Below are 11613 nucleotides of genomic sequence, written 5' to 3' on the forward strand. Positions count from 1 at the left end.
TTAATTCTTAATTCTTAGTTGTCAATTGTCAATTGTCAATTGTCAATTGTCAATTTTTCTTAGCTTGAATTTGGTCAAAAATTGCCCCATCATTAAAGAACTTTTTCTGAGCCGCATCCCAACCACCTAATTCTTGAATCGTACTTAAATTTTTTATTGGCGGATATTTTTCAGCAAATTCTTTAGTTTTAGCTACTGTTTCATCTACAGGGCGAAATCCAACTTTAGCAAATTCCTGTTGTGCTTCAGGCGTAAACAAGTATTTAACGAAAGCTTCCACTACCTCACGATTACCATGTTTTTCAACATTCTTATCAACAACAGCAATAGGATTATCAATGGAGATATTTACTTCAGGGAGAATATAATTAGTTTTTTTACCCTTCTGTACTGCTAAGACAATTTCGTTTTCATAGTTGATTAAAGCATCACCTTGTCCTTGTTTAAAAAATGCGTCTGTAGCTTCACGAGCATCTTTAGTTAACACAGGAACGTTCTTATAAACTTTAGTCACAAACTCAGTTGCTTTTGTTTCATCTCCACCAGTTTTAATGACTGAATTCCAAAGTGCGATGAAGTTCCAACGTGCTACCCCGGAGGTTTTGGGATCTGCGGTAATTACTCTAACATCGTCTTTGGCTAAATCAGCCCAAGTTTTGATACCTTTGGGGTTGCCTTCACGAGTTACTAAAGCTGCTACAGACTTAGTGACAATGCTATTATTAGGAAATTTTTTCTCCCACCCCGGTTGAATTAATCCTGCTTTTTCAATCTTTTGGGTATCTAAAGCTAGTGCTAAATGAACAACATCTGCTCGCAAACCATCAACAACAGCACGAGTTTGAGTACCAGAACCGCCATAGCTTTGTTTAAAAATTACAGTTTGGTTTTGTTCCCGTTGCCATTTTTCTACAAATTTGGGAATAATAGCTGCGTGAGCGGCTTTGGTGACAGCAAAAGATACAAGGGTTAACTCTACATTTGGTTTTTTACCCGTACCAGTATTTGTTCCAGAGGAACTACTATTGTTTGCACCGGAGCAAGCAGCTAGGGATACACTTAATAGCGTCCCTATTAGGAAAAAGGATACAAATCCCTTCAATGAATTTACTTTGAACTTAAATTGTAGTTCTTTGAGCGATCGCTGCCACCAATTCATGATTTGTCCTCCTATGAAACTAAGGTTAATTGACGGAAATACCATTATTGCACGTGTCTGAATCATCAATATCAGCTCAAACCGCATATTGACGATAGGGAATATGGAGATTGTACCAGTTTCATGGAAAATTACAACTCCTCTCAATGTCAATATCAATACACTTTAGTAAAATACTCAGCCGCTAGATCCCCAATTTCTTTGCAAATTCGGGTATTTGAGTATTATGATATATTTATGTCAGTTCATGAAAATTTACCGTATACTCTGTATAATAATTATCAAAATAATACTTAACCTATATTTAAACCTTATAAGTATTTTGTATATTTTTTAGCTAAATTCTATTTATATACTGATAATCTCATAGATAATGAATACTGAAATTTAATTGATTAAATGATATAAGTAAATTAAGAACTTTGAGCGGTTGATTAATGGTAAACATACTTTATGGGATTTAGCTGCAAAAATGCAGCAAAATGTTTTGGCTGTAACTAACTCATTACGTCCTTTTATTAATAAAGGAATTGCAGAATTTATCGAAGTATCTGATGTAGAATTATCAATAATTAAAGTTAGGCAAAAAGCTGAAGTTAAATCTGGAAAAAAGAATAACTATTATCTGATTGCTTGTATTGATGATAGTCTACAAATGTCTAAAATTCTGGAGAAGATGGTTACATCGGAAGGAATGATGTTTATTAGTATTCAAGATCCTTTACAGGCTTTACCTATATTAATTGAAAGTAAGCCCGATTTGATTTTTTTGGATTTGATTATGCCAGTGGTTAATGGTTATCAAATTTGTGAACAATTACGGCATATTTCTTTTTTTACAAAAACACCAATTATTATATTAACAAGTAGTGATGGAGTGTTTGATCGAGTTCGGGCTAAGGTATTTGGGGCAACGGATTTTATTAACAAGCCTGTAGAGAAAGAGCGGTTAATGGGAATATTGGACAAGTATTTGCAAAGGAATGAAACACAGCCTCCACAAAATTTGGCTTGGTCTTATTAGCAGACTCGTGATCAAAAATTTATGTGTATTTTATGGGTAAACCATCCTGAAATACTAGTAATTCTCCCGGTTCAATTTGTGTCCAAACTTCGTTATCAGTTAAGGGTGTAGTCACAATCACAGCAACGCGATCGCTTGATGTAGTCAATTCACTAAAATCTACAGTCATCTCTTCATCAATTAAGTGAGCAGCAGCAAAGGGCGCTTGTCTGATAATGTAGCAAAGTTTAGTTGAACAATAAGTAAAAAAATGTTCACCGTCGGAAAGTATATAATTGAAAACACCGAAAGATGCTATTTCTTTAGTAATTATGTGTAATGTCTGATAAAGTTCCTTGAGAGAGGGTTGTCCTTCAGGGTAATGCGATCGCATACTATTAAGTATTAAGCAAAATGCTTTTTCGCTGTCTGTAGTACCCACTGGTTGAAAAACACCATTGTTTTCTGGATTAAAATCTGGCAAATTACCATTGTGAGCAAATACCCAATATCTTCCCCACAGTTCCCGACGGAAAGGATGACAGTTTTCTAAAGCTATTTCACCTTGAGTTGCTTTACGAATATGAGCGATAACATGGGTAGAATGAATAGGATATTGACGCACAAAATCGGCGATTGGCGAATCTATAGAAGCTTCTGCATCTAAAAAAAGCCGACATCCTTTCCCTTGAAAAAAAGCAATTCCCCAACCGTCGCTATGTTCATCTGTTTTCCCCCCTCGTGCTGAGAAACCTTCAAAGGAAAAGCAAATGTCTGTGGGTATGTTGCAGTTCATTCCTAGAAGTTGGCACATTAGTTAATTGGTGATTGGTGATTGGTGACTTGCCCTGAGCGTAGCCGAAGGGTTGGTGGTTGGGAAACATCTTCCCCCTGCTCCCCTGCCTACTTAATACGCCCCTGTGTGGGGAAATTCATCATTTAGCGCCCATTTGCCAATTTCCCGCAGTCTATAGTCAACAGGATCATGGAGGGTGAAAGTCCGCATATTGCGCCAATAACGGTCAAAACCATATTTTTGACTGGTAGCCCGTGCGCCCATAACTTCAAAAATGCGGTTAGTAATGTCTAAACCTACTTTGGTGGCCGCGACTTTAGCAGTATTGACAGCAATCATACATTCTCCCCTCTGTTCTGAGGTGAGGTTGTGTTCCTGTTCCCAAGCTGCTTGTAGTAATTCGATCGCTTGGTTGATTAAGGCATTTGTCCCTTGTAAGTCTACCCACATAGTACCGTAGTGGTGAAGAATAAAAGGATCTTGACTAACACTTTTCACCTCTGATGTTAACCAAGGTTTTTTGTAAGTTTGTGTATAGTTTTTAGCGGCTGCAAAAGCACCTTCAGCAATACCTAAATAAATATTGGCTAAATTGAGTTGAGTTATACAAGAACGAATAGTAGTGAAAATAGAATCTTGATTGTATCTAACGCCAATAATTTCCTGGGGATAAACGATGACGTTGTCAAAATTAATGTTACCGCTATCAGTTTGGCGTTGTCCCATACTATCCCAATCAGCGTTAATTTTTACCCCTGTTCGCTGACTGGGAATTACTAAGATAACTACTTCTCCTGTTGTTTGCTCAATCGCGGAAATTGGTAAAATATCAGAATCTACAGAACCAGAACAAAAGCTTTTACTACCATTGAGTAAAAAATTATTTTCTTGAGTTGTAATAGTTGCGCTTTTGTCTCTAGGATTAAGAGCATTACACCAAAACCAATTATGCTGGGCAGTTTCTTGGTAGTAGTGTTGTTTTTGCTCGGTTGTGCCAAAAATATGGGGAATAACTACGCCGATTTGATGGTATGAAAAGACGTGAGCTAAGGAACTATCAACCTTGGCAAATTCCCGAATTATTTTGAATGTGGTAATCCAGTTTGCACCGATTCCCCCATATTCTTTGGGAATGATAAGTTTGAGTAAATTGCTTTGTCGCAAGCGATCGCGCTCTCGTTTTGGTGTACCTCCTTGAGCATCTCTTTCTATCGCAGTTTGGGCAAATTCCTCTGCTAAAGACTGAGCTAAAATAAAGTAATCTTTGGACTCTAATTCAAAATTATTTCCCATTCAAAATCTTTATTTAATTTCTAGTTGTTTTTTAGCCTGTTTCAATTGTTTCCACAAGCCATGAATTTGTTTGTAAGCTTCCTCTGGAGATATCTTACCACCTGTTTGTAAGTTACAAATATAGCTTACCCGTTGAGCAAATTCCTGGAGACTAGCATTAAAAACTAAATATTCCGGTTTAAACTGACCATAATATGAACTGCGAGGATACAGGAAATCACATAGCTCAGATAGTAAATCAGATTCTTTTCTCATGGTAATTTTTAATTTGTAGTAGGCATTCAACTATCAGTAGTCCGGTAATAAGCAGGTAGCATTATCGAGTGGAGATACAAAATTGCCGATACAATCTTAGAAATGTTAATGCCGATAACTCCATAGAGATACCGTATTTTAATTTATTTTAGAAGTATTACATATTTTACTCAAGTCGGCAAGGCGTTTGCGGATCATGTCTGGTATTGATAATTGACAATTTACTCCTTCTTGCTGCTGACTCCTGACTGGGCGCGGGGACTGCGCCCCTACCTCTTGACTCCGGCTGTAAGTAATAACCGATTTTGTTCTATACCTTATGGCTAATATATAACTGCTAATTGGATAATTAAAATTATCCGAGAGATAGTTTTATTTTATAGCTTAAAAGTCTAATTTAATTAGAAGTTTTATTTATGGGAAACGCACATTTTAAAATCAGAAAATGACTAATTGCTAGTAATAAATCAAGCAAGCAAAACTAGGTTTAAACATCTGGTTATTCAAGAACAACTCTATTATCAAAAGATCGAAAAATATGGCTAGTCTATCAGGAAAACACATTTCTTACTGGATTGACTCCACACCCACAGCCAATTTTCCAGCACTTAGCAATAATCTATCTGTAGATGTGGCAATTGTCGGTGCAGGTATTACGGCGATCACTGCTGCGACATTATTGAAACGTGCAGGTAAAACCGTGGCTATAATTGAATCGCAACAAATATCTACCGGTGTGAGCGGACATACTACAGCCAAACTTACCTCCCTTCATCAATTAATTTATGCCGATTTGATTAAAAATCATGGTGAAGAAAAAGCACGTCTATATGCACAATCAAATCAAGCAGCAATAGAATTTGTGGCTAAAACCGTTGCAGAAGAACAAATTGACTGTGATTTTAGCCGTCAAAGTGCCTATACTTTCACAGAGACTGAAGATAATCTCCAAGATATTGAAAAAGAAGTCGAAGCAGCACTAAAAATTGGACTACCTGCCACATTTGTGCGGGAAACTTCTCTTCCTTTTCCTATTGTTGGTGCTGTTAAATTTGATCACCAAGCACAATTTCATTGTCGTAAATATCTATTACATCTAATCAAGCAAATTTCTGGTGATGGAAGTTACGTATTTGAAAATACAAGAGTGGAACAAGTCAAGGAAAATGATTTTTGTCAAGTCATTACCAATCAGGGAATTATTCAAGCACAAGATGTGATAGTTGCAACAAATATTCCTATTACCGATGAGGGATTATTTTTTGCTAAAACTTACCCGAAACGTTCTTATATCATTGATGCGCGGATTGCCAAGGATAAAGCCCCGCAAGGAATGTACATAGGTTCAGGAGAAAAATATTATTCTATTCGGACTACTCCTGTCAATGGTGGATTATTGCTGCTGGTTGGTGGTGGTGGGCATAAAGTGGGAACAGTGGAAAATACAGAGGAAAAATATTTAGATTTAGAAAATTATGCCCGTTCTCGCTTTGGTGTTGAGTCCATTGACTATCGTTGGTCTACTCAGGATTTTGTATCTTTTGATCGGCTACCCTATATAGGAAAATTAACTCCTTTAAGCAAACATACCTTTGTCGCAACTGGGTTTAGTTTATGGGGGATGACAAAAGGAACTCTGTCGGGAATGATACTTGCAGATTCTATTTTAGGGATTAAAAATCCAGCGGCTGATTTGTATGATGCTACCCGCGCTACTCCTTTTCTCCGCCCACAAAGTATCAAACAAAACTTGCAAGTTGGTACTCATTGGCTGGGATCTCGTCTCAAGGGATTGAATAAATCCCTAGAAGATGTGGCAATTGGTGAAGGGAAAATAGTCACTGTCCATGGTGATAAGGTAGCTGCTTACCGCGATGAAACAGGAGAAATACACGCTGTTTCGGCGGTTTGTTCTCACTTAGGTTGCGTTGTTGCTTGGAATAGTGGTGAAAAAAGTTGGGACTGTCCTTGTCACGGTTCGCGTTTTAATTGCAATGGTGAAGTTCTACATGGTCCAACAGTCAAAGATTTAAAGCAGTTTTAGAGGTAGGACTTACGCACAAGTCACGGAATAATGAACCACGAAGAAACGAAGAACACGAAGGGAATAGGGTTTGAGAGATATTTTGCGTAAGTCCTGAGAGGAACAGGAAAGGAAGAATTTAGAAACTTGCCAGAGTTGGTTGGCCGAGTCAGGGAAAAATAGCAAATAATAAATTATGGACAAACGCTATTTTTTGCAAATCAGTGCCGTCTTAGTCGGTACAGCTTTTTTTTCCCGCTATATCAATTGGAGTTCAGAAACGATGGCACTTTCTAATACAGAGTTTGCAGTTACCAAAACCGAAGAAGAGTGGAAGAGTATCCTGACACCAGAACAGTTTCGGGTGTTGCGGAAACACGGTACAGAACCATCCCATACCAGTCCTCTCGATAAAGTATATGAACCGGGTACTTATGTCTGCGCTGGTTGTGGACAGGCTTTGTTTACTTCAGATACTAAATTTGATAGTCGGACTGGCTGGCCGAGCTTTTTTAAGCCAATTGAGGGAGCGATCGCTACTACTACAGATCGCACCTTTTTCATGACGAGGACGGAAGTTCATTGTAGTAATTGTGGTGGTCATTTAGGCCATGTATTCAATGATGGACCTAAGCCCACTGGTCTCCGCTACTGTATGAATGGTGTATCTTTACAGTTCACTCCTGCGTAGATTACTAATACGGTTCACTTTTTAAACTCTGACAAGGGGTGCAAACCCCTTGTTTTATTCTCTCAAAAGCAGGAAATTATATATAGCAGGTAGTATTTAAATGAAATTGTTGGAAAAAAGGATAAGTAAGGATTAAATAATGCAAGTTCTCAAAAGATCCATCAAGCCAGAAAGTTATATATCGTTTCTCTACACCTACCAAACCACTTGGGGGACTGCTGGTGATATTTGTTTAGTTCGTGAGTCTGTAGCTAAATCCAGTGGATCGAAGTTCCTCGGCCGCAGAATCCAATTAGCTATCCCTAAAGGGATGGAACGTGATTACGTAGTGAATATCCCAGTGATTAAAGTTGCAGGCCATGTAGGTGAGGGACATCCTAAAGATCCGCAGTCCGAATGGGAGGCTTATGATGGTGTAGATCCAGAAATAGCAGGTGCTGTTCTGAAAATTTGGGGTTTTAAGTTAATTGAATTGTAAGGGGTTTTAGCTTGAACATTGTGATGTTTGAGCTTACCCTAGTGCATATTCTGTGAATTTTCGCATCAAAGGGGAATGAACCTCGATCTAATTGCTATTCTATATCCCCTTGTCACAATTATTTTTTCGGCTTTTGTCCCACAAGTAAAGCTGTATTTTATACGAACATGGAGGAATTTTAAATAGCGATACCTACGGGAAGCCAATCCAACATCAAATCTTGAAACGTCCAAAATTCATTGTGTGAAAGTCTAGGGTGCAGAATATGGAATCTAATTGTTGATTCTAGAAAGTCAGGCAATATCAGTTAGTAGGGGGTGAGGGGAATGGGGATACTTATGATAGAATCATACTTATGAGTAATATACAACAATATATAGCAAAAATCCTAATATGCTAGAAACTATTTCTTTACAAAACTTTAAGGGATTTAAAGATTTAGAAAATTTAAATACAAAGCCAATAACTATTTTATGCGGGACTAATAGTTGTGGTAAAAGTTCAATTCTACAAAGTATTCTTCTTCTAAAACAAACTTTAGAAAGTCAAAACCCAAATCAGACTCTTTTACTAAATGGGAGATTTGTTCATTTAGGATCGTTTGAAAATATTGTCTTTAAAAAGGATTTAGATAATAAATTAATATTTGATTTTGTATTTAAGATTACAAAAAGAGAAAAATTTCTCCTTAATTCCAATCGTATTACAAGATTTTATTTGAGAGATTTTTTAGATATAAGTGCTTCGCAAGAATCACAAGCTGAAATATATATTCACTTTAAGTTTGTATTAAAATCACCCGATATAAATATTAAAAATAAAGGAAACTATTTAAAAACAATAGTTGTTGAACAACTGCAATTTAAAGTGGAGGCAATAACTTCAGAGAAACAAATACTACCAGGACTATGTATAGAGGTATCCATTATTGATAATGAATTATATAAAATTAAGTGGGAAAATATTACAAGTAGAAATAGCAGAGATTTGGCAAATGGAGAGGTAACTTCTAAGATAAAATTTACAAATCTATTTCCTAGTGGAATTAGTATAGTGAGTGATACTAGCGATAGTGCAATATCTCAACAAAACATGGCATTAGAGTCAAATCTAGGTTTTACTTTTAATAGAATAAAAAATGTCTTGCAAACTATTTTTTATTCATACACTTATATTGGACCACTAAGAGAAGAGCCATCCAGGAGATACATATACGAAGATGAAATTGTAGAAATTGGAATCAAAGGTGAAAATGCAGCCTATATATATTCAATAAATCAAGATCAGAAAATTTCAAATCATTATTTTTATAACCCACAAAGCAATTCATTTACTAAAAAATCAGAAGTTAAACTATCTCTTGCGGTGCAAGAATGGTTAGAATTAATGAATATTAAAGGCTTTAAATCAGAACCAATTAACGAAATAATTCATTTAAATCTTAACTCAAATTCTAAAACTCGTGTGAGTATTGCTGATGTTGGGTTTGGAGTGAGCCAAATATTCCCAATTATTTTAGAAGGATTGAGAATGCCATTAAGTAATACTCTCTTATTAGAACAACCAGAAATTCATTTACATCCTAATCTTCAGATGCAGATGTCAGATTATTTTATTGGACTGGCTTTATCTGGTAAAAAGGTAATAGTTGAAACTCATAGTGATCATATAATTAATAGGTTAGTGAGAAGAATAGTTGAAGATGAATCTCACCAACTTAAAGATTTGATTGGAATATATTTTATTAGTTCAACAGAAGATAGTTCAACTTATGAAGAAATTAAAATTGATGAAAATCGTGGAGTTGTTAATTGGCCTGTAGACTTTTTTGATCAAGTAGCTAATGAACAAGAAAGTATTTTGAGAGCAGGATTAAAAAAGAGAAAAAATGTGAAAAAATAATAATATTAAAGAATAATATCAAAAAATGATGAAAGCAGTTTTCGAGCCTTCTAATTTATTTATTTCTGAAATTGAATGGCAAAATCAAGAAAGTAGAGATAAATTCTTAGAGCATTTGTTAGATAATCTCAAAAATATTAGTGATTATGAAATTACCAAAATATATTGGACAGACGAACTAGAGGAAATATTATGGGAACATCCACAATTACCTCCTTGGAGACAAGATAGAGATTGGAAAATTCAAATTGTTCCAATTATATATAAGTTATTCAATAGTGTAAAAGAAAACTTACCCAATCACAAACAATTAACTTCTTGCACAGTACAGCCAGGTTTTAATTCTCAAGATCCAAGTGATTTAATTTTAAATTATTTTTTAGAATTAATCCATATATTAATTGATAGAAATGAAAATATATATCTCTGCTTAGGTATTAAAACAAATAAACAAGAATATATATTTTCATGTAAGTGTCATGATTTTAAGGTTCACCCAACAATTATAGAAAACCCCATTCAATGGTTGAATTATATTGATATAATCAATACTTATTGGCCAAGTAGCGTAAATGAGATTGATAAATTGCATGAGTCTTTAAAGATATTATTCAAAATACATAACAGTCAACCTATTCAAGAATATGAATTTTCTCCTCAATTCGTGAAGGATATTATAAAAGCTACAAATCATCGTGAAAAAATATTGCAGAGCATTGTCAAAAGATTATTGCTAACAAAACAACAAGCTGCAAAAGATATGAATCTCCAAGACGAATATCTTAAACCAAAGAAAGAATATCGTTTTAGAGTAACTCCGAGACCTGCTTCTACTCGTATTCATTACAAATACGCTAAAAACAAAATTTTATTCCTAAAATATTATGATGAAGGTGAGCATGACGAAGGGCTATAAGATATCGCCCCCAGTTCTCCACTTCACCCCAAACTCCCGACTAACTCCTGCAAGCGATCGCTACCATTCCGAAACACAGACCAACCATCACCGACTAGTACCGCTTCCACCTTCTCCAAACCTGCCAATCTACGAATAGAAGCGATCGCCTCTTCCCGATTCAGTAGCTTTTCCTCTGGTAACATAGTCAAGCTACCGGCTGAACGCGATCGCACCAAATCCCCAGTAATTAACGTAGTTTCCTCCAATAGCAAAGCCAACTCACCGGGAGTTTTAGAACCTTGCATTGTGATTACCTTGAGTCCTGGTACAAATTCCTCTCCATCAGTTAACCAGCGATCGCACACAATTGGAAAATACTCCTTCTCTCCCGCAGGTCCGGCAATTTTTGAGTATGTTTGATTGGCAATTTCCTTAGCTGAACGCAGATGATCAGAATTTGTCACAATAATCCAAGCCACACCACCCAAAGATTCTAAATGATTCCAGTCATGATTTGATAAAGCCACTGGATCAATCAAAATATTGCCCTCTGGACGAATCCAGGCAAAGCCATTAAAATCAATGTTTCTGGCGGGATTGAAGCAGGACCAGCTATATAAATTAGGACGGTGCAGAGATTTCATTGTGATTTTGGTTCATAACCTATCTGTCAGCATCACTACTGTACCAAGAATTGAACTTTCTTCTTCCTGAATTCCTGACTCCTGATTCCTTCTTCCGGTGTTGCTGATTAAGAGTATGATTTTGTTTCACGCAGAGGCGCAGAGTCTACAGAGAGTAAGAGTTTGAAATCATTGATTTTTGAATTTCCTACCCTAATTCAGCAACGCCCTTCTTCCTAACGCCATTAACTAGCGTGTTCCCAGTCACTGAGAGATTCAGATGGTTGATTTTTAGCTTTGGTTTTACGAATGGGTACTTTAGGAGTACCAATATCAACAGCCGGAAAAGACTGTTTCTTTTTAGCAGACTTGCGTTCTTTTGTATTACTCATGACTATTTCACTTCCTTAAAACTTTCAACCCCATTTATATTCATTATCAACTTTGATTGAAAAAATCCCGGACAAAAGATTGAGTTTAGTATTAAAAATT

General features: G+C 36.1%; 13 protein-coding genes. 7 read left to right on the plus strand and 6 right to left on the minus strand.

Going from position 1 to position 11613, the window contains the following annotated elements; translation table 11 throughout:
• Window positions 1-49 precede the first annotated feature (49 nt).
• Window positions 50-1159, minus strand: a complete 1110-nt coding sequence (locus tag FJR38_RS08400; RefSeq protein ID WP_168536479.1) for a sulfate ABC transporter substrate-binding protein — start codon at window positions 1157-1159, stop codon at window positions 50-52.
• Window positions 1160-1282: 123 nt separating this feature from the next.
• Between FJR38_RS08400 and FJR38_RS08405 the strand changes: the two genes are divergently transcribed.
• Window positions 1283-1456, plus strand: a complete 174-nt coding sequence (locus FJR38_RS08405; RefSeq protein ID WP_168536481.1) for a hypothetical protein — start codon at window positions 1283-1285, stop codon at window positions 1454-1456.
• Between the two features lie 133 nt (window positions 1457-1589).
• Window positions 1590-2183, plus strand: a complete 594-nt coding sequence (locus FJR38_RS08410; RefSeq protein ID WP_254449401.1) for a response regulator — start codon at window positions 1590-1592, stop codon at window positions 2181-2183.
• Between the two features lie 19 nt (window positions 2184-2202).
• On the opposite strand, the gene FJR38_RS08415 is transcribed toward FJR38_RS08410, so the two are convergent.
• The 3 genes from FJR38_RS08415 to FJR38_RS08425 form a co-directional block, all read right to left on the minus strand.
• Window positions 2203-2976: a class II glutamine amidotransferase gene (locus tag FJR38_RS08415; protein WP_168499880.1), complete on the minus strand. Its 774-nt coding sequence runs from the start codon at window positions 2974-2976 to the stop codon at window positions 2203-2205.
• A gap of 93 nt (window positions 2977-3069) precedes the next feature.
• A complete protein-coding gene (locus FJR38_RS08420) occupies window positions 3070-4251 on the minus strand; it encodes an acyl-CoA dehydrogenase family protein (RefSeq protein WP_168536482.1) in 1182 nt (393 codons plus the stop codon).
• 9 nt (window positions 4252-4260) lie between these two features.
• Window positions 4261-4506, minus strand: a complete 246-nt coding sequence (locus FJR38_RS08425) for a hypothetical protein (RefSeq protein WP_168499877.1) — start codon at window positions 4504-4506, stop codon at window positions 4261-4263.
• Between the two features lie 538 nt (window positions 4507-5044).
• Here FJR38_RS08425 and FJR38_RS08430 point away from each other — a divergent pair.
• The 5 genes from FJR38_RS08430 to FJR38_RS08450 all read left to right on the plus strand — a co-directional run bounded on the left by FJR38_RS08430 (window position 5045) and on the right by FJR38_RS08450 (window position 10516).
• The gene (locus FJR38_RS08430) at window positions 5045-6550 is read left to right on the plus strand and encodes an FAD-dependent oxidoreductase (RefSeq protein ID WP_168536483.1); all 1506 of its coding nucleotides are present in this window, start codon (window positions 5045-5047) and stop codon (window positions 6548-6550) included.
• 175 nt (window positions 6551-6725) lie between these two features.
• Window positions 6726-7220, plus strand: coding sequence for a peptide-methionine (R)-S-oxide reductase MsrB (gene msrB, locus FJR38_RS08435; RefSeq protein WP_168499873.1), 495 nt, complete (start codon window positions 6726-6728; stop codon window positions 7218-7220).
• A gap of 139 nt (window positions 7221-7359) precedes the next feature.
• Complete coding sequence (locus FJR38_RS08440) at window positions 7360-7698, plus strand: hypothetical protein (protein ID WP_168536484.1); 339 nt, start codon at window positions 7360-7362, stop codon at window positions 7696-7698.
• Window positions 7699-8091: 393 nt separating this feature from the next.
• On the plus strand, window positions 8092-9600 hold the full coding sequence (locus FJR38_RS08445; protein WP_168536485.1) for a DUF3696 domain-containing protein: 1509 nt from the start codon (window positions 8092-8094) through the stop codon (window positions 9598-9600).
• A gap of 25 nt (window positions 9601-9625) precedes the next feature.
• Window positions 9626-10516 (plus strand): hypothetical protein, encoded by an 891-nt coding sequence (locus FJR38_RS08450; protein ID WP_168536486.1) that lies wholly within the window; start codon window positions 9626-9628, stop codon window positions 10514-10516.
• A gap of 23 nt (window positions 10517-10539) precedes the next feature.
• On the opposite strand, the gene FJR38_RS08455 is transcribed toward FJR38_RS08450, so the two are convergent.
• Both FJR38_RS08455 and FJR38_RS08460 read right to left on the minus strand, forming a co-directional pair.
• A complete protein-coding gene (locus FJR38_RS08455; RefSeq protein WP_168536488.1) occupies window positions 10540-11142 on the minus strand; it encodes an MBL fold metallo-hydrolase in 603 nt (200 codons plus the stop codon).
• Between the two features lie 224 nt (window positions 11143-11366).
• Entirely contained in the window at window positions 11367-11513 is a 147-nt protein-coding gene (locus FJR38_RS08460; RefSeq protein WP_168499865.1) for a hypothetical protein, read from the minus strand.
• Window positions 11514-11613: the final 100 nt, after the last annotated feature.

Origin of the sequence: Anabaena sp. UHCC 0253 (assembly GCF_009712085.1) — a bacterium.
In the GTDB taxonomy this organism is placed as follows: Bacteria; Cyanobacteriota; Cyanobacteriia; order Cyanobacteriales; family Nostocaceae; genus Dolichospermum.

Bases quoted from the DNA above. Each gene is read 5' to 3' on its own strand.
- FJR38_RS08425 (WP_168499877.1), bottom strand. From the start codon at position 4,506: ATGAGAAAAGAATCTGATTTACTATCTGAGCTATGTGATTTCCTGTAT.
- FJR38_RS08450 (WP_168536486.1), top strand. From the start codon at position 9,626: ATGATGAAAGCAGTTTTCGAGCCTTCTAATTTATTTATTTCTGAAATT.
- FJR38_RS08440 (WP_168536484.1), top strand. From the start codon at position 7,360: ATGCAAGTTCTCAAAAGATCCATCAAGCCAGAAAGTTATATATCGTTT.
- FJR38_RS08415 (WP_168499880.1), bottom strand. From the start codon at position 2,976: ATGTGCCAACTTCTAGGAATGAACTGCAACATACCCACAGACATTTGC.
- FJR38_RS08445 (WP_168536485.1), top strand. From the start codon at position 8,092: ATGCTAGAAACTATTTCTTTACAAAACTTTAAGGGATTTAAAGATTTA.
- FJR38_RS08455 (WP_168536488.1), bottom strand. From the start codon at position 11,142: ATGAAATCTCTGCACCGTCCTAATTTATATAGCTGGTCCTGCTTCAAT.
- FJR38_RS08420 (WP_168536482.1), bottom strand. From the start codon at position 4,251: ATGGGAAATAATTTTGAATTAGAGTCCAAAGATTACTTTATTTTAGCT.
- msrB (WP_168499873.1), top strand. From the start codon at position 6,726: ATGGACAAACGCTATTTTTTGCAAATCAGTGCCGTCTTAGTCGGTACA.
- FJR38_RS08405 (WP_168536481.1), top strand. From the start codon at position 1,283: ATGGAAAATTACAACTCCTCTCAATGTCAATATCAATACACTTTAGTA.
- FJR38_RS08430 (WP_168536483.1), top strand. From the start codon at position 5,045: ATGGCTAGTCTATCAGGAAAACACATTTCTTACTGGATTGACTCCACA.
- FJR38_RS08460 (WP_168499865.1), bottom strand. From the start codon at position 11,513: ATGAGTAATACAAAAGAACGCAAGTCTGCTAAAAAGAAACAGTCTTTT.
- FJR38_RS08400 (WP_168536479.1), bottom strand. From the start codon at position 1,159: ATGAATTGGTGGCAGCGATCGCTCAAAGAACTACAATTTAAGTTCAAA.